At 64.4% G+C, this 18,539-nt stretch carries 17 protein-coding genes; 8 read left to right on the forward strand and 9 right to left on the reverse strand.

The window, feature by feature from the left end; genetic code table 11:
• Positions 1–75 precede the first annotated feature (75 nt).
• From ACVIN2_RS08650 to ACVIN2_RS08675, 6 genes are all read right to left on the reverse strand, one after another.
• A complete protein-coding gene (locus tag ACVIN2_RS08650; protein WP_456765281.1) occupies positions 76–780 on the reverse strand; it encodes an ABC transporter ATP-binding protein in 705 nt (234 codons plus the stop codon).
• On the reverse strand, positions 764–1,495 hold the full coding sequence (locus ACVIN2_RS08655; protein WP_007593737.1) for an ABC transporter ATP-binding protein: 732 nt from the start codon (positions 1,493–1,495) through the stop codon (positions 764–766). Before ACVIN2_RS08655 ends, ACVIN2_RS08650 begins: the two co-directional genes overlap by 17 nt.
• The gene (locus tag ACVIN2_RS08660; RefSeq protein WP_456765282.1) at positions 1,492–2,475 is read right to left on the reverse strand and encodes a branched-chain amino acid ABC transporter permease; all 984 of its coding nucleotides are present in this window, start codon (positions 2,473–2,475) and stop codon (positions 1,492–1,494) included. The genes ACVIN2_RS08655 and ACVIN2_RS08660 overlap by 4 nt, the downstream gene beginning before the upstream one ends.
• Positions 2,475–3,353, reverse strand: coding sequence for a branched-chain amino acid ABC transporter permease (locus ACVIN2_RS08665; RefSeq protein WP_026233279.1), 879 nt, complete (start codon positions 3,351–3,353; stop codon positions 2,475–2,477). The genes ACVIN2_RS08660 and ACVIN2_RS08665 overlap by 1 nt, the downstream gene beginning before the upstream one ends.
• 166 nt (positions 3,354–3,519) lie before the next feature.
• A complete protein-coding gene (locus tag ACVIN2_RS08670; protein ID WP_456765283.1) occupies positions 3,520–4,764 on the reverse strand; it encodes an ABC transporter substrate-binding protein in 1,245 nt (414 codons plus the stop codon).
• An 89-nt stretch (positions 4,765–4,853) separates the two neighbouring features.
• Positions 4,854–5,669, reverse strand: a complete 816-nt coding sequence (locus ACVIN2_RS08675; RefSeq protein ID WP_456765284.1) for a putative hydro-lyase — start codon at positions 5,667–5,669, stop codon at positions 4,854–4,856.
• A 120-nt stretch (positions 5,670–5,789) separates the two neighbouring features.
• On the opposite strand from ACVIN2_RS08675, the gene ACVIN2_RS08680 reads away from it, so the two are divergent.
• From ACVIN2_RS08680 to ACVIN2_RS08695, 4 genes are read left to right on the forward strand one after another with little or no spacing between them, the layout of a single operon-like run.
• The gene (locus ACVIN2_RS08680) at positions 5,790–6,707 is read left to right on the forward strand and encodes a LysR family transcriptional regulator (protein ID WP_247288607.1); all 918 of its coding nucleotides are present in this window, start codon (positions 5,790–5,792) and stop codon (positions 6,705–6,707) included.
• Between the two features lie 32 nt (positions 6,708–6,739).
• Positions 6,740–7,990: an allantoate amidohydrolase gene (locus ACVIN2_RS08685; protein ID WP_456765285.1), complete on the forward strand. Its 1,251-nt coding sequence runs from the start codon at positions 6,740–6,742 to the stop codon at positions 7,988–7,990.
• Positions 7,991–8,004: 14 nt separating this feature from the next.
• Positions 8,005–8,916, forward strand: coding sequence for an NAD(P)-dependent oxidoreductase (locus ACVIN2_RS08690; protein ID WP_456765286.1), 912 nt, complete (start codon positions 8,005–8,007; stop codon positions 8,914–8,916).
• An 11-nt stretch (positions 8,917–8,927) separates the two neighbouring features.
• On the forward strand, positions 8,928–10,001 hold the full coding sequence (locus ACVIN2_RS08695) for a malate/lactate/ureidoglycolate dehydrogenase (RefSeq protein WP_456765287.1): 1,074 nt from the start codon (positions 8,928–8,930) through the stop codon (positions 9,999–10,001).
• 192 nt (positions 10,002–10,193) lie between these two features.
• Here ACVIN2_RS08695 and ACVIN2_RS08700 read toward each other — a convergent pair whose 3' ends face one another.
• Positions 10,194–11,267 (reverse strand): tartrate dehydrogenase, encoded by a 1,074-nt coding sequence (locus ACVIN2_RS08700; protein ID WP_456765288.1) that lies wholly within the window; start codon positions 11,265–11,267, stop codon positions 10,194–10,196.
• Positions 11,268–11,424: 157 nt separating this feature from the next.
• On the opposite strand from ACVIN2_RS08700, the gene ACVIN2_RS08705 reads away from it, so the two are divergent.
• Positions 11,425–12,201, forward strand: coding sequence for an SDR family oxidoreductase (locus ACVIN2_RS08705; protein WP_456765289.1), 777 nt, complete (start codon positions 11,425–11,427; stop codon positions 12,199–12,201).
• Between the two features lie 126 nt (positions 12,202–12,327).
• A complete protein-coding gene (locus ACVIN2_RS08710; protein WP_456765290.1) occupies positions 12,328–13,746 on the forward strand; it encodes an amidase in 1,419 nt (472 codons plus the stop codon).
• Between the two features lie 175 nt (positions 13,747–13,921).
• Here ACVIN2_RS08710 and ACVIN2_RS08715 read toward each other — a convergent pair whose 3' ends face one another.
• Positions 13,922–15,028 (reverse strand): amino acid ABC transporter permease, encoded by a 1,107-nt coding sequence (locus ACVIN2_RS08715; protein WP_456765291.1) that lies wholly within the window; start codon positions 15,026–15,028, stop codon positions 13,922–13,924.
• Between the two features lie 2 nt (positions 15,029–15,030).
• Positions 15,031–16,218 (reverse strand): amino acid ABC transporter permease, encoded by a 1,188-nt coding sequence (locus ACVIN2_RS08720; RefSeq protein ID WP_456765292.1) that lies wholly within the window; start codon positions 16,216–16,218, stop codon positions 15,031–15,033.
• An 86-nt stretch (positions 16,219–16,304) separates the two neighbouring features.
• Between ACVIN2_RS08720 and ACVIN2_RS08725 the strand changes: the two genes are divergently transcribed.
• Together ACVIN2_RS08725 and ACVIN2_RS08730 are read left to right on the forward strand one after the other, a co-directional pair.
• Positions 16,305–17,177: a MurR/RpiR family transcriptional regulator gene (locus ACVIN2_RS08725; protein ID WP_456765293.1), complete on the forward strand. Its 873-nt coding sequence runs from the start codon at positions 16,305–16,307 to the stop codon at positions 17,175–17,177.
• A gap of 3 nt (positions 17,178–17,180) precedes the next feature.
• Positions 17,181–18,530: an aspartate aminotransferase family protein gene (locus ACVIN2_RS08730; RefSeq protein ID WP_456765294.1), complete on the forward strand. Its 1,350-nt coding sequence runs from the start codon at positions 17,181–17,183 to the stop codon at positions 18,528–18,530.
• Positions 18,531–18,539 lie beyond the last annotated feature (9 nt).

Consider the following 18,539-nt stretch of genomic DNA (forward strand, 5'->3'; position numbering starts at 1 on the left):
TGAGCGAAGCGACATGCGGGACCACTTGCCCCGGATATTGCTTCGCTCATCCGGGCTACGGTAGTGTGCTTGCAGCTACAGCCCCAGATAGGCCTTGCGCACGTCCGGATTGCCCTTGATCTCGCTTGCCGCGCCCTGCATCAGCACGCGGCCGGTTTGCAGGATGTAGGCGCGGTCTGCGATTTCCAGGCACTCCGCCATGCGCTGCTCGACGATCAAGACGGTCATGCCGGCGTCGCGGATGCGCTTCACAGCCTGGAAGATCTCGTCGACCAGCTTCGGCATGATGCCCTGCGAGGGCTCGTCCAGCATCAACAGCCGCGGGCGCGTCATCAGCGCGCGGCCGATCGCGAGCATCTGCTGCTCGCCGCCGCTTAGCGTCTCGGCGCGCTGCTCCAGGCGCTCGGAGAGACGCGGAAACAGCTTGAACACAAGATCGAGCGGACTCTCGCGATCGGCCTCGCCGCGGTAGAGATAGCTGCCGAGGCGCAGATTGTCGCGCACGGAGAGGCGCGGAAACAAGCGACGGTTCTCCGGCACATAGGCGATGCCGGTGGCTGTGATGTGGTGCTGCGCCATGCCGTCGAGGCGCTTGCCATCGAACGTCACCGTGCCCGAACGCGGGCGCTCGGCGCCGGCGATGGATTTCAGCAGCGTTGACTTGCCCGCGCCGTTGGCACCGGCGACGCAGACGATCTCACCCTTCTGGACCTCGATCGAGACCGCGGAGATCGCGACCAGGCCCTGATAGGCGGTCGTGACTTCACGCACCGACAGCATGACGATCTCCCAGATATGCGCTGATCACCTTGGGATCGCGGACGATTTCAGTGGGCTTGCCCTCGACCAGCACCTTGCCGAGGTCGAGCACGATGGCACGATCGACCAGCGGCATCACGATCTCCATGACGTGCTCGACCATCAGGACGGTAATGCCGGCGTCACGCACCTTGCGCACCAGCGCCACACCTGTCTGCGCTTCGGTCGGCGTAAGACCAGTGAGGACTTCGTCGAGCAGCAGCAATTTCGGTTCTGTTGCAAGCGCGCGCGCGACTTCGAGGCGGCGCTTTTCGGCCGGCACGAGGTCGCTCGCGAGCACGTTGGCGCGCGCGGCAAGGCCGGTGAACTCCAGCACCTCATGCGCCTTGCGGCGTGCTTCGCGCATCACGGTGTTGCGCACGAGAGCCCCGACGATGACGTTGTCGATAACGGTCATGGTCTCGAAGCTCTTGACGACCTGGAAGGTGCGCCCGACGCCGCGCTGGCAGCGCTCGGCGGCCGGCATGCTGGTGACATCCTCGCCATCGAACCAGATCGAGCCTTGCGTCGGCGGCAGCACCCCGGCGATGAGATTGAACAGCGTCGACTTGCCGGCCCCGTTCGGCCCGATCAGGCCGACGATCTCGCCGCGGCCGACCGAGATCGAGACGTCGCTGTTGGCGACGAGGCCGCCGAAGCGCTGCCAGACGCCGCGGGTTTCAAGCAGCGGGGTCATCGCGTGGCTCCCTTCCGCTTCGCACGAGAGAACAGGCTCACCAGACCCTGCGGCAGGGCGAGCGAAATCAGCACGATCAGCGTGCCGTAGACGATCAGGTCGACGCCGCGGCCGGAGCCGCCGATATAGGAGCGCGTCAGCTCCGTCATCGGGATCAGGATGGCCGCTCCTAACACGGGCCCCCAGAGGGTGCCGATGCCGCCGAGCACGGCCGGCAACGCCATCAACAGCGAGAACTGGAAGCCCATGACGCTTTCAGGATCGATATAGGCCAGAAACTGCGCATAGAAGGCGCCGCCAATGGCAACAAGGAAGGCGGAGACGGCGGCCGCGCCCATCTTGGAGTTGAACACGACGACGCCGAGGCTCTCGGCCGCTTCCGGATTGTCCTTCACCGCGCGCCACCAGAAGCCCCATTTGGAGTCCTCCAGCCACCAGGTGACGAACCAGGCGAGGCTGCATAGCACCAGTGCGAAGTAGAAGTACGGCAGCTTGCTGCGCATGAACTGGAATTTCATCCAGCTGTCGCCGCGCACCGGAATGGTGATTCCCATCGCGGCCCCCGCCCATTCCCAGTTCTGGAACAGCAGCAGCCCGATCTCGGCGATCACGATGGTCGCGATCACGAAGTAATGGCCGCGCAGACGGAAGAAGGGATAGCCGAGCCCCATCGCGATCGCGGCCGCGACTGCACCGCCGGCGAGCATGCCGAACCATGGCAGCACGCCGAATTTGGTGAACAGCAACTCGGTGGTGTAGGCGCCGATGCCGAAATAGAGCGCATGTCCGAGCGAGATCTGCCCGCAATAGCCGGAGAGAATATTCCAGCTCTGCGACAGCGCCGCATACATTAAGGTCAGGATCAGGATGTTCTGGACGTAGACGTCCTTGATGAACAGCGGCGCGAGCGCCGCCAGAGCGGTCAGCACCGCGGCGATGACGAGGTCGCGGCGGCGCCGCGCGGCAAAATCCTTGTCCATCACATCGATCCGAACAGGCCGCGCGGCCGGATGAAGACGACCAGCAGGTAGACGGCGTAAATGCCGACCGATTTCAGCGACGGCGGCAGCACCAGCGCGGTGGTGGCCTCAACGAGGCCGACGATGATCCCGCCGGCGAAAGCGCCGAACACGCTGCCAAAGCCGCCGAGCGCGACCGTGACATAGGCGATCAACGCAAAGGACGCGCCGACGTCGGGATAGATATAGAAGAAGCTCGCCATGATCGCTCCGGCGAGGCCGACCAGCGCGGCACCAAGCCCCCAGCCGAGCGCGAACACGCGGTTCTTGTCGATGCCGACGAGGGCCACCGCGCCGGGATCCTCACGGGTGGCCTCCAGCGCGCGACCGAAATCGGTGCGGTGGATGAAGAAGTAAAGGCCGGCAAAGGCCAGGATCGAAACCAGCGCACCCATGAGCTGCGGCTCGGGCAGGAAGACGCCGGCGATCGAGATCGTCTTGCCGCCGAGCCAGGACTGCGGAACGCTGCGATAGTCAGGCGTGAAGAAGAATTGCGCGAGGCCGCGCATCACGATGGCGAGGCCAAAGGTGGAGAAGATCTGCACCATGCCGGCATTGGCCTTGGCCCGCATGGCGAAGCGCACGATCAACAAATAGACGACCGCTCCGAATACGAACAGCGCGGCGGCCACCAGCGGCGCCGACAGCAAGGGGTCGATGGCGAAGAACGTGAACAGGAAGAAGCTCACATACATCGCGATCATCAGGAACTCGCCATGGGCGAAGTTCACGACGTCCATCAAGCCGAAGATCAGCGCGAGGCCGACGGCGATCAGTCCGTAGAGCAGGCCCATGAGAAGGCCGCTCGCGAGACTTTGGATAATGGTTTGGGCTGTCACCGGTGGTCCCCCGCTCGAAATATCATCGTTTGCTCCGTCATTGCGAGCGAAGCGAAGCAATCCAGAATCTCGTCGCGGAGACAGTCTGGATTGCTTCGTCGCTTCGCTCCTCGCAATGACGAGGCTCTTGCGACGATCTCGATTTGCTTCCCTGCTCCCGCAGCGCTTACTTCATCGGCCAGATCGCCTCGGCGATGGCGGCCTGTGGCGGGAAGATGGTGACGAACTTGCCGCCGACATATTGCAGCAGCACAGGGTCAGCATCGTTGTTCTGGCCCATCTCGTCGAACTTGACGCGCTTCCAGGGCATGATGGTCTGCTCGCCCGGGATGTCGGTAGCGGCGAGCGCGTCGCGGATCTTCTCGCCGTCGGTCGACTTGGCGCGGCTGATGGCGTCTGCGAGGATGATCAGACCCATGAACTGACGCGAGGTGAGATCGTTGAAATCCTTGCCCGAACGCGTCTTGAACATCTCGTTGATCTTGCCGACCATCGGGCGCTTCTGCGCGAGATCGAGCGAGAAGGTGCCGCGCGAGATCACGCCTTCGAGCTTGTCGCCGACGGCGTCATAGAGTGCCTTCTCGGAGAAGCCGGCGTCCTGCGCCACGATCGCGTTCGGCTTGTAACCGAGCTCGCCCATGGTCTTCACCAGCAGGATGCCATCGGTGGTGTAGCTCGAGGGCATCAGCACGTCGGCGTTCGCGCTCTTGAGCTGCTGCACCTCGGCCGAGAGCGAGGGCGAGTTGGCGCGATACTTGATGTCCGCGACGATCTTGTAGCCGCGCTCGCCGGCGATCTTGGCCTGGGCATTGGCGGAATCGGTGCCGAAGATGGTGTCTTCGTGGAACAGCGACAGCGTCTCGATCTTGGTGCCCTTCTTCTTCAAGGCATCGAAGAAGTCGAACATCGCGGCCGAGTACATCTCGTCGTGCGGGGAGGCGCGGAAGTAATATTTGAGGCCGCGGCGGTGCAGGCTGGGTGAGGAATTGTCGGCGGAGACGAACGGGATCTGGTAGCGCTCGCAGATCTGGCTGACGGTGACGGCGACCGCGCTCTGATAGGTGCCGATGATGGCGCAGACCTTCTCCTGCGTGATCAGGCGCTCGGCCTCGGCGCGGCCCTTCTGCGGATCGGCCTGGTGGTCGGCGAAGACGAGGCGCACTTTTGCCCCGCCGAGACCCGGCAGGCCTTCGCCCTTGGCCAGCGGCAGGTCGAAATCCGTGGCCTTGTTGATGACCTCGAGCGCGGTCTCATAGGCCTTCTGCGCATCGACGCCCTGCTGCGCGCTGCCGCCGGAGAACGGATAGATCACGCCGATCACGACTTCCGAAGTCTGTGCGCGGGCGGCCAGCGGTACCAGCGCGGCCGTAGCGGTGGCTCCCAACAATACGTCGCGGCGAGTGATCGTCATGGCAAAGTCCCCTGTTACTGAATTTCGGCTGATCGAATGAAGCGATTGATGGATGCGGTAAAGCTCGAAGAAGCAGCAAACGCTGCCCACTAAATCACGGCCATGGTCCTGTTCTTGAGATCCGTCACCAGCATCAGACCCGGCGAATGCGTGATCGCGAACGGCAGCTTTGCAGCATTGATGACCGATTGCGGCGTCACGCCGCAGGCCCAGAACACCGGGATCTCGTCGTCGGCGACCGGCACCGGATCGCCGTAGTCGGGCTTGGCGATGTCCTTGATACCGATCAGGTGCGGATGGCCGAGATGCACGGGTGCGCCGTGCACGGCCGGATAGCGCGAGGTGATCTGCACCGCGCGGATCGCATCCGCCGGCTTGAACGGACGCATCGACACCACCATGGGGCCGGCGAAAGGACCGGACGCGCCGCAGGCGATGTTGGTGCGATACATCGGCACGCGCACATTGTGTTCGATGTGGCGGATCGGCATGCCCTCGTCGAGCAGCGCCTCCTCGAACGAGAACGAGCAGCCGAGCACGAAGGTCACGAGATCGTCGCGCCAATGCTTTGTCACATCGGTCGGCTCGTCCACGACCTCGCCGTCGCGCCAGACGCGGTAGCGCGGCACGTCGGTGCGGATGTCGAGATCGGCGCCCAACGCCGGGATGTGCGGACTGCCGACATCGGACATGCCGATGATCGGGCACGGCTTGGGATTGAGTTGGCAGAAGCGGTGGAAGGCGCCGGCATATTCGGCCGGCAGGATCGCCAGATTGCCCTGGACGAAGCCCGGGGCGACGCCGGCAGTGGAGGCGACCAGCCCTTCGCGGTAGGCGAGCCGCGCCTTGCGGCTCGGGAGCGTGTCGGGTGTTTCAGTTTGCTGCACTGCCACCAAAACAGTCATGGGATCGACCTGCCTATAAACTCGACAAAGACAAGCCAACACCACGCGTGCTATAAAGTCTAATCTTCCTTTCTAATCAATATCGATAAATTTCATTTATCGGACAGGAAAATCCTTCCAATGCTGGACTTCAGATCGATCGAGACGTTTCTGTGGGTTGTGAAGCTCGGCAGCTTTCGCGGCGCCGCAGCACGCCTCAACACGACCCAGCCGGCGATCTCCCAGCGCATCGCCCAGCTCGAGCGCGAGATGGGGGTGAAGCTCCTGAACCGCGACCACCGCGTGGCCTCGCCGACGCCGAGCGGCCGGCAGATGATGGTCTACGCGGAGAAGCTGATCGGCCTGCGCGCTGCGATGATCGCCGAGATCGGCGATCGCTCCGCAATGCGCGGCGTGATGCGGCTCGGCGTCGCCGAGACCATCGTGCACACCTGGCTGCCGCGGCTGGTGAAGAGCATGAACCAAGTCTACCCGAACCTGTCGCTGGAGATCGAGGTCGACATCACGCCGAACCTGACCGCGCGCCTGCTCGCACAGGAGATCGAGCTTGCTTTCGTCGTCGGTCCGCTCTCGGCCTCCGGGGTGCACAATCGCGTTCTCGCCGACTATCCGATCGGCTTTCTCGCCAGCCCCTCGCTGGGCCTCGGCCATGGACCGGTCACGCGGGCCGAGCTCGCGCGGTTTCCGATCATTACATTTCCGCGGAAGACGCGGCCCTACGAGGTCGTGCGCGAAGTGTTCGACCGGCCGGAGCTGCCGCCGATCCGGCTGCATGCCTCCGCCTCGCTTGCGACCGTGATTCACATGGCGGTCGAGGGCCTCGGCATCGCCGTGATCCCCGACGCCATCGTCGAGAGCGAGCTCGCAGACGGGCGGCTGCAACTGCTCGACACCGATCTCAAAATCGCGCCGCTGACATTCACCGCCAGCTGGCTCGCCTCGCCCGACGTCGTGGCGGTGGAGCGGGTCGCAGAGCTTGCATGTCAGATTGCGCAGGGCAGCCTTACAGTTGACGCGCCCGCGCCGGCGCGTCATTGAAACAGGCGCCGGACAATTGAGAGACTGACCGCATGAGCCGAGCCGCCACCAATTTGCAAATCGATTCCGCCCGCCTCTGGGGCTCCATCCACGAGACCGCGCAGTTCGGCGCGACGGCCAAGGGCGGCGTGCGGCGGCTGACGCTGAGCGCGGAGGACAAGCAGGTGCGCGACTGGTTCCGCAAGGCCTGCGAGGACGCCGGCTTGGAGGTGCACACCGATGCGCTCGGTTCGCAGTTCGGCCTGCGCAAGGGACGCGACATGTCGAAGCCGCCTGTCGGCATCGGCTCGCATCTCGACACGCAACCCACCGGCGGCAAGTATGACGGCATTCTGGGAACGCTCGGCGCACTGGAAGTGATCCGCACGTTGAACGACGCCGGCATTGAGACCGAGGCGCCGATCTGCGTCGTCAACTGGACCAACGAAGAGGGCTCGCGCTTCGCTCCCGCGATGATGGCCTCCGCCGCCTATGTCGGCGACTTCACCACGGACGACATCCTGTCGCGCAAGGACGCCGATGGCGCCACCGTCGGCCAGGCGCTCGATAGCATCGGGTATCGCGGCGACAAGCCGGTCGGCTTCCAGAAGCTCGGCTGCTTCGTCGAATTGCACATCGAGCAGGGCCCGATCCTGGAAGCCGAAGGCAAGACCATCGGCGTGGTCGATTCCGGCCAGGGCGTGCTCTGGTACGACGGCAAGATTTCCGGCTTCGAGAGCCATGCCGGGTCGACGCCAATGCCGCTGCGGCGCGATGCGCTGGCGACGCTGTCCGAGATCGTGCTGGCGATGGAAGCCATCGCGAGCAAGCACGGGCCGAAGGCAGTCGGCACCATCGGCGAGGCCGTGATCGCAAACCCCTCGCGCAACGTCATTCCCGGCGAGATCGCCTTCACGATGGATTGCCGCAGCGCCGATGGCGCGATCATGGATGCGCTCGATCGCGACCTGCGCACCGCGATTGCCGAGATCGCCGCCCGCCGCAAGGTCGAGGTGAAGATCGACCTGGTCTGGCGCAAGCCGCCGACGCATTTCGATCCCAAGTTGATTGCGGCGGTCGAGAACGCGGCGAAGACGCTCGGCTACTCCTCTCGCCGCATCACCTCCGGCGCCGGCCACGACGCCTGCAATCTCAATACGATCATGCCCGCCGCAATGGTGTTCGTGCCCTGCAAGGACGGCATCAGCCACAACGAGCTGGAAGACGCCACGCAGCCCGATTGTGCCGCGGGCACCAATGTCCTCATGCACACGGTGCTGGCGATCGCCGGCGTCGCATCCTGACCGGAGAGAGAGTCATGCGCGGAGTTTTCGTCGACGCCAACGAAGCCCTGGCCGTGATCATGGAGCGGCTGGAGCTATCAGGCGATCCCAAGGTGCGGATCCACAGGGATCCCGACATCAAGCCCGAGCAATATCCTGAAATCCTCGACGGCGCCGAGATCGCGATCGTCGACCACACAGCGCTGCCGACCGAAGTCGCGAGGAAGTGCACAGGCCTGAAGCATGTCGTGTTCCTCGGCACCGGTGCACGCAGTTACATGAACCCGGAGGAGCTCGCTGAGCTCGGCATCTCGGTGCACCTGATCAAGGGCTATGGCGACACGGCGGTCGCGGAATGCGCGATCGCGCTGATGTGGGCTTCGAGCCGCGTCATCGCGATGATGGACCGCGAGATGCGCGGCGGAAACTGGCTGCGCGAGGACGGCATGCAGCTCACCGGCAAGACGCTCGGCCTGATCGGCTTCGGCGGTATTGCCGCGGAGGTCGCGCGCATTGCATCGGGCAGCGGCATGAAGGTGATCGCCTGGAACCGCTCGCCGAAGAGCTATCCGGGCGTGGAATTCGTCGATCTCGATTCGGTGTTGGCGAGAGCAGACGTCGTATCGCTGCATCTGCTGCTCAACGACGAGACGCGCGGCATGATCACCCGCGAGATGATCGCGAAGATGAAGCCGGGCGTCATCCTCATCAACACCGCCCGCGCCGCCGTGGTCGATGAGGCCGCCATGATCGATGCGCTGAAGTCAGGCCACATCCGCCATGCCGGCCTCGACGTCTTCAACATCGAGCCCCTGCCCGGCGATCATCCGCTGACAAAACTGCCGAACGTGACGTTGTCGGCGCATTCGGCATTCCGGACCCCGGAGGCGAGCGAGAACCTCATTCATGCGGCGTGGGAGCACTGCCGCAGAATCGTAAAGGGATAAGAGCACCAACAATGGCCGACTATCGCACCATCAAGGCACAGCCGCTCATCGAAGCCATCAGTGCCATCGTCAAGGCCGGCGGCTCCACGGACCGCGAGGCCGAGCTCGTATCCACCAATCTGGTCGAGGCCAATCTCAAGGGACACGACTCCCACGGCGTCGGCATGATCCCGCGCTATGTCCAGAGCGTCACCACGGGCGGCCTCGCCGTGAACCAGCACGTCAAGATCGTGCTCGACACCGGTCCGCTGCTCACCCTCGACGGCCTCACCGGCTACGGCCAGGTGATCGGCCATGAAGCGATGGAACTGGCGGCAGAGCGCGCCAAGCGCAATGGCGTGTGTCTCGTCGGCCTCTCCAACTCGCACCATATCGGACGGATCGGCCACTGGGCCGAGCAATGCATCGACCACGGGCTGGTGTCGATCCACTTCGTCAACGTGATCTCGCGTCCGATTGTTGCGCCCTGGGGCGGCAGCGATGGGCGCCATGGCACCAACCCGTTCTGCGTCGGCATCCCGCGCGCGGGTAAGGACCCCATCGTGCTCGACTTCGCCACCAGCAGGATCGCGCAGGGCAAGACCCGCGTCGCCCACAACAAGGGCGTCGAGCTCGAGCCCGGCACGATCATCGACAACGAGGGCAAGCCGACCACCAACCCGCGCTACACCGTGATTCCGCCGCACGGCGCCATCCTGCCGTTCGGCGAGCACAAGGGTTCAGGGCTCGCGCTGGTGTGCGAAATCCTCGGCGGCGCGCTCTCCGGCGGGCAGGTGGTCAAGGGCCCGTCCGATGGCAAGTACAACGTCCTCAACGGCATGCTCTCGATCATCATCGATCCGACCAAGCTCGGCACCGCGGAGAATCTCGCGCGCGAAGTCGAGAGCTTCGTCGCCTGGCACACCGGCTCACCTCCGGCCGCCGGCGTCGATAAGGTGAAGATCGCCGGCGAGCCCGAGCGCGAGACGAAGCAGAAGCGCCTGGCTGAAGGCATTCCGGTCGATCCGACCACCTGGCACGAGATCTTGGAGGCCGGGAAGAAATTCGGGCTGGATCAGGCGGCGATCGAGAAGATCGCGGGGTAGTGAGGCGGAGCACGGTGCTCTTCCCTTCTCCCCTTGTGGGAGAAGGTGGCGCGAGCGCCGGATGAGGGGTTCTGTCCGCGAAGAGAAATGCACAATTGAGAGGTCTGTCTCCGCGGAGACAACCCCTCACCCGTCTTCGATGCTTCGCATCGAAACCACCCTCCCCCACAAGGGGGGAGGGAAAGCAGTGCTCTAATCCACCATATCCGCAACCGCCTTGCCGCAAGCCGTGGTGTCAGCGTTGCCGCCGAGATCCTTGGTGCGGAGCGTGCGCTCCGCCAGCGTGCGCTCGATCGCATCGACGATCGACTTGCCGGCTTCCTTTTCGCCGAGATGTTCGAGCATCATCGCGCCGGACCAGATTGCGCCGATCGGATTGGCGATGCCCTGCCCCGCGATGTCGGGCGCCGAGCCGTGCACCGGCTCGAACACCGACGGGAAATTGCCCTCGGGGTTGATGTTGCCCGACGGCGCGATGCCGATGGTGCCGGTGCAGGCCGGGCCGAGGTCGGACAGGATGTCGCCGAACAAGTTGGAGCCGACCACGACGTCGAACCAGTCCGGATGCAGCACGAAGTTCGCGGTCAGGATGTCGATGTGGTACTTGTCCCACTTCACACTTGGATACTTCTTCGCCATCGCCTCCACGCGCTCGTCCCAATAGGGCATGGTGATGGAGATGCCGTTCGACTTGGTGGCCGAGGTCAGGTGCTTCTTCGGCCGCGACTGCGCGAGTTCGAACGCGAACTTCAGGATGCGATCGACGCCGATGCGGGTCATCACCGTCTGCTGCGTCACGAACTCACGGTCGGTGTCCGGGAACATGCGGCCGCCGACGGAGGAATATTCGCCTTCGGTGTTCTCGCGCACCACCCAGAAATCGATGTCGCCGGGCTTGCGGTTTGCCAGCGGGGACGGAACGCCCGGCATCAGCCGTACCGGGCGCAGATTCACATACTGATCGAACTCGCGGCGGAACTTGATCAACGAGCCCCAGAGCGAGACGTGATCCGGAATCTTGGCCGGCCAGCCGACCGCGCCGAAATAGATCGCATCGTGCTTGCCGATCTTTTCCTTCCAATCGTCCGGCATCATCTGCCCGTGCTTCTCGTAATAGTCCCAGGACGAGAAGTCGAAATGATCGAAATGAAGGGACACCCCGTGCTTCTTCGCCGCGGTCTCCAGAACGCGCAGACCCTCCGGCATCACTTCCTTGCCGATGCCGTCGCCAGGAATGACCGCGATCCGGTATTGTTTCTTGCTCATCGAGAACGTCCTTGATTGCTCCGGCAGCCGCCGCCTTTTTGACCGCACTGCAATGGACCAAACGCGGCGGCAGTGCAACGCTGCACTGCAATGTTGACCATGGCGCGGCCGACCGCCTACTGATTTTATTCCCGTTCCTCTCCTGCGAGTAACTCCCATGGATCTGCATCTGCGTGGCAAGCGCGTCCTGATCACGGGCGCGTCCAAGGGCATCGGCGCAGCTGCCGCCGAGGCCTTTGCCGAGGAAGGCTGCCATCTCCTCCTCGCCGCCCGCAACGGCGATCAGCTCAAGGCTTTGGCCGAGCGGTTGCGCTCGGCGCACCAGATTGATGCCGCCACGAGCATCGTCGATTTGCGTAAGAGCGAGGATTTGACGCGGCTCGCCAAGGAAGCCGCCGACATCGACGTGCTCGTCAACAATGCCGGCGACATTCCCGGCGGCTCCATCGACAAGATCGACGAGGCGACCTGGCGGCACGCCTGGGAATTGAAAGTGTTCGGCTACATCAACCTCACGCGGCAGATCTATGCGCAGATGAAGGCGAAGGGCGGCGGCGTGATCGTCAACGACATCGGCGCCGCCGGCGAGAAATTCGACGCCAACTACATTTGCGGCAGTGCCGGCAATGCGGCGCTGATGGCCTTCACCCGCGCGCTCGGGGGCAAGAGCCTCGCCGACAACATCCGCGTGGTCGGCATCAATCCCGGCCCTGTGGGCACCGACCGCCACGTCACCTTGCTGAAGACCCGGGCAAAGCACCAGTTCGGCGACGAGAGCCGCTACAGGGAGTTCCAGAAGAGCTTGCCTTTAGGCAGGCCTGCGCATGCGCGCGAGATCGGCGACCTCATGGCGTTCCTGGCGTCGGATCGCGCCGGCTATACGTCAGGGGTGATCTATACGGTGGATGGCGGAATCAGCGCGGGATGGGGTTAGGTCTGTCCACGTCATTGCAAGCGAAGCGATGCAATCCAGAAATGTGTCTGCGGCAAAAGTCTGGATTGCTTCGTCGCTTCGCTCCTCGCAATGACGGAGCCTAGAACAAGCACAGGAGTAAAATAGTTGTCTCAAGACCTGATCCGCGAAACCGCTTGCACCGTCGTCGACAAGCTGCGGTCCGGCGATGTCTCGCCGCTGGAGCTCTTGGATGTGTTGGAGAAGCGCATCAGCGAAGTCGATGGCAAGGTCAACGCGCTGCCGACGCTGTGCTTCGATCGCGCGCGGGATAGCGCAAAGGCGCTGATGCGGAAGCCGGCGGGTGCGCGCGGATTGCTCGCCGGTCTGCCGGTGCCAATCAAGGACCTGACCGATGTTGCTGGCGTGCTGAACACCCAGGGCTCACCGATCTTCAAGGACAACATCCCGGCGACGTCCGACATCCTGGTCGAAAATCTCGAGGCCAACGGCGCGGTCGTCTACGCCAAATCCAACACGCCGGAGTTCGGCGCCGGCGCCAACACCTTCAACGAGGTGTTCGGCGCAACTCTCAATCCCTGGGATACGTCCAAGTCGGCAGCCGGCTCGTCAGGCGGCGCGGCCGTTGCGCTCGCCACCGGCATGGCCTGGCTCGCGCAAGGCTCCGACATGGGCGGCAGTCTGCGCAGTCCGGCAGCTTTCTGCGGCGTCGTGGGCATGCGCCCGAGCATCGGCCGGGTCGCGCATACACCAAAATCAGCCATCGATCGTAATCTCGGCGTCGTCGGTCCGATGGCACGCAACGTCGAGGATCTCGCGCTGCTGCTCGACGCCATGAGTGGCGACTATGCAGCCGATCCATTGTCGCTTCCCGCGCCTGCGACCTCATTCCTGTCAGCGGCACAATCAGGCAAGAAACCGAAGCGCATCGCCTACTCGCCCGATCTCGGCATCACGCCGGTCGATCCCGAAGTCAAAGCGATCACACGCAAGGCGGCTGAGCGCTTCGCCGAAGCCGGCGCCATCGTCGAGGAGGCGCACCCGGACTGGCGCGAGGCGCACGAGTGCTTCCACACGTTGCGCGCCTTCGATTTTGCGATCAGCAAGGCCAATCTGTTGCGCACCAAGCGCGACCTGCTCAAGCCCGAAGTGATCTGGAACATCGAAGAAGGCCTCAAGCTCACGATCGAGCAGATCGAACGCGCCGAGGCGCAGCGCGTCGGCATGACCGCGCGTGCGGTCGAGTTCTTCAAGAGCTACGATCTGCTGCTGGTACCGACCACGATCGTGCCTCCCTTCCCGATCGAGCATCGCTATGTCGCCGAATGCGCCGGCACGACGTTCGACAATTACGTCGAGTGGCTCGGCATCGTCTATGCGATCACGCTCGCCTGCTGTCCCGCGCTGTCGCTGCCGTGCGGCTTCACCGCATCGGGACTGCCGGTCGGCCTGCAGGTCGTCGGGGCTCCACGCGCGGATGCGCATGTGATCGCCGGCGCCAAGGTGCTGGAGGATATTTTGGGCCTGCGCGGCACGACGCCGATTGATCCGCGCGTGAAGAGCTAGAACGAACAAGGCGCGGCGGGCTCGGTAGACTCCCTCGCCCCGCTTTTGCGGGGAGAGGGTTGGGGTGAGGGGCTGCTTCCGTGAAGACGGTGGCAGTTCAACTCGCGGAGATTTCCCCTCGCCCGATCGCTTCGCGATCGACCTCTCCCCGCAAGCGGGGCGAGGTGAAGAAGCATCACCTTCCGTCCGTCGCCTCCAGACTCCGGCTATACCGCGACATCGCGAAGCAGAAGACAAAATAGATACCGGCGATGAAGATGTAGACTTCGACGGAGAATTGCTGCCACGCCGGATCGATGATCGCGGTCTTGGCCGTCGTCAGCAGGTCGAAGATACCAATGATCAGGACGAGGCTGGTGTCCTTGAAGAAGGCGATGAAGGTGTTGACCAGCGGCGGGATGACGTGGCGGATCGCCTGCGGCAGGACGATCAGCCGGTTCTTGCGCCAGTAGGACAGACCAAGTGCGTCGGCCGCCTCGTATTGTCCCCGGGGCACGGCCTGGAGGCCACCGCGAATGACTTCGGCAAGATAGGCACCCGCGAAAAGGATGATCGCGACCTGCGCGCGCAGGAGCTTGTCGATGTTGAATCCGTTCGGCATGAACAGCGGAAACATCACGCTCGCCATGAACAGCAGACTGACCAGCGGCACGCCACGGATCAGCTCGACATAAAGCACGCTGAGCGAGCGGATCGCCGGCAGTTTTGAGCGCCGGCCAAGCGCGACCAGGACGCCGAGCGGGAAGCCGAAAGCCAGACCGAAGGTCGCCAGGATCAGCGTCACTGGCAAACCGCCCCAGCGGTCCTGCGAGACGAACGACAAGCCCAATATGCCGCCCCACATCAGCACGCTGATCAGCGCGAGCGCTCCGATCCAGAGATAGGCCAGTTCGCGCCGCCACAAGGCACGGCGGCTGGAGAGATAGAACAGGGCGATGAACAGCAGCACCGCCAACGCCGGCCGCCACTGCTCGTCGAACGGATAGGTGCCGAACAGGATGAAGCGGTATTTTTCGGGGATGATCGCCCAGCATGCACCGACGCCGCGCACCGCGCGGCATGCGCTGGAATCGTTCGCCGGGGTGAGCCAGACCGCATTGGCGATGCCCCATTGCGCGAAGCTGAAGAGGCCCTTTGCGAGCACTGCCAGCAACACCACCGAGAGGATGCCGTTCGGGATCGACGAGAACAAATTGGTGCGCAGCCAGCGCAGCACCGGATTGCCGATCTGCGGGCGGCGGGCGGAGCGCGGTACTTCCGGAATGTCGGCGATCGCCGTCATGGTCAGCGCTCCACCAGCGCGATGCGCGAATTGTACCAATTCATGAAAAAGCTGATGCCGAGGCTGATGGTCAGAAACACCGCCATGATCAAGGCAATGGCCTCGATCGCCTGACCGGTTTGGTTCAGCGTCGTGTTGGCGATCGAGACCACGTCCTGATAGCCGATCGCCACCGCGAGCGAGGAGTTCTTGGTCAGGTTGAGGTACTGGCTCGTCATTGGCGGCACGATGACACGTAGCGCCTGTGGCAGGATGATCTGCCGCAGCATGAAGCTGCGGCGCAGTCCGAGCGCATTGGCGGCATCCCACTGCCCGCGCGGCACCGACTGGATGCCGCTGCGCACGATTTCGGCGATGAAGGCCGAGGTGTAGGTGACGAGCGCGATCAGCAGCGCGAAATATTCCGGCGCGAGCGTCAGCCCGCCGACGAAGTTGAAGCCGCGCAACTCCGGCCATTCGATCGTCCAGGATACGCCGAGCAGCACGGACACTGCCGCAGGCAGCCCAACGAGCAACCCGAGTCCAAACGGCCAGGCCGGCCGCGGCTTGCCGTCGCGCATTTGCTGCGCGATGAGCCGCCGCTGGATGACATAGAACACGACAAGCCCGAGCACCGCCGTGCCGAGCACCCAAAGCTGCGGCGTCCCGATCGGAATCGCCGGCAGGATCAATCCGCGATTGGACAGGAACACGCCCTCGATCGGCCGCCATGCCGCGCGCGCGGCCGGCAGCGCCTGCATCAGCACGTACCAGAACAGGAGCTGGAGCAGCAGCGGGATGTCGCGGAGCATTTCGACATACACCGCGGCTAGCCGCGACAGCAGCCAGTTGGCCGACAGCCGCGAGATGCCGATCACCGTGCCCAGGATGGTTGCAAGCACGATTCCGATCACGGCGACGCGCAGGGTGTTGGCGATGCCGACGACGAAGGCCCAGAGATATGAGTCTCTCGGATTGTAGGTGAGCAGGCTGTCGGCGATGGGCATGCCGGCCTCCCGGCCGAGGAAGGCAAAACCGGTCGTGATGCGGCGCGTGGAGAGATTGGTGACCGTGTTGGACCAGAGGAAGACGATGACCGCGACTGCGATCCCGACCACCAGGGCCTGCCAGAACAGGCCTTTCAGCTCGCGTTGTCCGAAAGCGCCCAAGAAGCGGCGGCGCGGCGGCGGTCTCGGAGCGTCTGACGTCACAGCACAAAAATCCTTCTCAAGACGGCGATTTCCGGCAGCGTACGTCAACTGTTGCACCAAACTCTACTTCGTGCAACAAATGTTTCATGGCCGAGCCCGCCAAATCCTCGCCGCTGAGCGAACTGCGCATTGCATTGCCATCGCTTCCGATGCGATTGCAGGAGGTCGGGCGTTTCGTCGCGGCCAACGATTACGACGCCACCACGCGTTCGATGCGCGATCTCGCAGCCGTTGCCGGCGCCGATCCCGCCGCCTTCACGCGGCTTGCCAAGGCGATCGGCTATTCCGGCTGGGACGAATTGCGCGCGGCACTGACGGAGGCGCGGCGGCCCTCGCAGATAGCGCCCTTCTCCGGCCGCGCCAGGAGCCGCCGTCACGGCCCGAACGCCGATGTCGCCCTCGTCACCGAAAAGCTCGAGGCCGAGGCCGCCGGACTTCCGCGCATCCAGGCCCTGCCGATTGCGGAGGCGGCACTCGCGCTCCACGATGCCAAGCGAGTATGGATCACCGGCTACCGAAGCTGCCGCAGCGTCGCGGAGCTGCTCAACTACGAGCTCCGGCTGTTTCGTCTCGAACAGGTGCAACTCGTCGGCGCGTCCGGCCCCGATGATCTCGACATGGGCGCGTTCCGGCCTGGCGAGGCCGTCATCGTCATAGGCTTCATGCCCTACACCCATGCGAGCGTCCGCGTCGCGCAGGCCGCGTATCGTGCCGGCGCGGCCCTGATCGCGATCGCCGATAGCCCTTCGGCACCGATGGCCGAAGGCGCCGACCACGTGCTGCTGTTCGAGGCGGCCTCCTCTCCCGGCTTTTTCCCCAGTCTCACCGGCGCCATTGCGATCGCGCAATCGCTCGCCGCAGTGACGTTTTCGCTCGGCGGCACGGCCGCCAAGAAGCGCCTGGAGAATACCGAGGCGCGGCTGGCCGCGGCCTCAACTTACGTTTCAGAGAAAGGTTGACCCATGCCCGCTCGCACCAGCCGCGTGCTGCATCGCTCGCTGCGCGAAACGCCGCCGAAGGCGATCGGCGGCGAAGGCGTCTATCTCTTCGCCGAGGACGGGCGCCGCATCATCGACGCCTCCGGCGGAGCTGCGGTCTCCTGTCTCGGCCACCAGCATCCGCGCGTGATCGCAGCGATCACGAAGCAGGCTTCGACCCTCGCTTATGCCCACACATCCTTCTTCTCGTCCGAGCCGGCGGAGGCGCTGGCGGAGAGGCTGGTCGGTCATGAGCCCGGCGGCCTCGCCTACGCCTATTTCGTCAGCGGCGGGTCGGAGGCGATCGAGGCCAGCATCAAGCTCGCGCGGCAATATTTCATCGAGCGCGGCGAGCCGCAGCGGCAGCACTTCATTGCGCGGCGGCAGAGCTATCACGGCAATACGCTCGGCGCACTGGCCGCCGGCGGCAATGCCTGGCGCCGCGCGCCCTACGCGCCGCTGCTCTCCGACGCCTTCAGCCATGTGACCCCGGCCTTCGCTTATCACGAGAAGCACGAGAGTGAATCCGACGCGCAATTCGTCGTCCGGCTCGCGGCCGAGCTCGAAGCCGAGTTTCAGCGCCTCGGTCCCAATACGGTCGCGGCGTTTCTCGCAGAGCCCGTCGTCGGCGCCACCGCAGGTGCCGTGACGGCGCCGGACGGCTACTTCAAGGCGGTGCGCGAGATCTGCGACCGCCACGGCGCGCTGCTCATTCTCGACGAGGTCATGAGCGGCATGGGCCGCACCGGCACCACGCACGCCTGGGAGCAGGAAGGGATCGCGCCCGACATCCAGGCGATCGCCAAGGGTCTCGGCGGCGGCTACCAGCCGATCGGTGCAATGCTGGCAAGCGGCAGGATCATCGACACAATCCGCTCAGGTTCGGGCGCCTTCCTGCACGGCCACACTTATCTCGCGCATCCCCTCGCTTGTGCTGCTGCGCTCGCGGTGCAGGACGTGATCCGCGAGGACGGCCTGCTCGACCGGGTCAAGGAGCGCGGCAAGCAGCTCGAGCAGCGGCTCACGGAGCGCTTCGGCAATCACCGCCATGTCGGCGACATCAGGGGCCGCGGCCTGTTCTGGGCGATCGAGCTCGTCGCCGATCGCGCCAGCCGGAGCTCGTTCGATCCCGCCCTGAAGCTGAACCAGAAGATCAAGGCGGAGGCCCTCGCCAACGGCCTCGGCTGCTATCCCGGCGGCGGCACCGTGGATGGCGTCCGTGGCGACCACGTGCTGCTGGCGCCACCCTATATCACCTCCGCGGAGGAGATCGATCTGATCGTCGACAAGCTCGGCACGGCTGTCGACAACGTATTGCGTCGTGTCAATCACTGAGGGGAGAAT

Source organism: Bradyrhizobium sp. USDA 3650, from assembly GCF_054057395.1.

What these genes read in the sequence shown, in the direction of transcription:
- ACVIN2_RS08675 (WP_456765284.1), bottom strand. Translation starts at nt 5,669, where the DNA reads ATGACTGTTTTGGTGGCAGTGCAGCAAACTGAAACACCCGACACGCTC.
- ACVIN2_RS08695 (WP_456765287.1), top strand. Translation starts at nt 8,928, where the DNA reads ATGGCCGACTATCGCACCATCAAGGCACAGCCGCTCATCGAAGCCATC.
- ACVIN2_RS08705 (WP_456765289.1), top strand. Translation starts at nt 11,425, where the DNA reads ATGGATCTGCATCTGCGTGGCAAGCGCGTCCTGATCACGGGCGCGTCC.
- ACVIN2_RS08655 (WP_007593737.1), bottom strand. Translation starts at nt 1,495, where the DNA reads ATGACCCCGCTGCTTGAAACCCGCGGCGTCTGGCAGCGCTTCGGCGGC.
- ACVIN2_RS08685 (WP_456765285.1), top strand. Translation starts at nt 6,740, where the DNA reads ATGAGCCGAGCCGCCACCAATTTGCAAATCGATTCCGCCCGCCTCTGG.
- ACVIN2_RS08725 (WP_456765293.1), top strand. Translation starts at nt 16,305, where the DNA reads ATGGCCGAGCCCGCCAAATCCTCGCCGCTGAGCGAACTGCGCATTGCA.
- ACVIN2_RS08700 (WP_456765288.1), bottom strand. Translation starts at nt 11,267, where the DNA reads ATGAGCAAGAAACAATACCGGATCGCGGTCATTCCTGGCGACGGCATC.
- ACVIN2_RS08690 (WP_456765286.1), top strand. Translation starts at nt 8,005, where the DNA reads ATGCGCGGAGTTTTCGTCGACGCCAACGAAGCCCTGGCCGTGATCATG.
- ACVIN2_RS08650 (WP_456765281.1), bottom strand. Translation starts at nt 780, where the DNA reads ATGCTGTCGGTGCGTGAAGTCACGACCGCCTATCAGGGCCTGGTCGCG.
- ACVIN2_RS08670 (WP_456765283.1), bottom strand. Translation starts at nt 4,764, where the DNA reads ATGACGATCACTCGCCGCGACGTATTGTTGGGAGCCACCGCTACGGCC.
- ACVIN2_RS08660 (WP_456765282.1), bottom strand. Translation starts at nt 2,475, where the DNA reads ATGGACAAGGATTTTGCCGCGCGGCGCCGCCGCGACCTCGTCATCGCC.
- ACVIN2_RS08715 (WP_456765291.1), bottom strand. Translation starts at nt 15,028, where the DNA reads ATGACGGCGATCGCCGACATTCCGGAAGTACCGCGCTCCGCCCGCCGC.
- ACVIN2_RS08680 (WP_247288607.1), top strand. Translation starts at nt 5,790, where the DNA reads ATGCTGGACTTCAGATCGATCGAGACGTTTCTGTGGGTTGTGAAGCTC.
- ACVIN2_RS08730 (WP_456765294.1), top strand. Translation starts at nt 17,181, where the DNA reads ATGCCCGCTCGCACCAGCCGCGTGCTGCATCGCTCGCTGCGCGAAACG.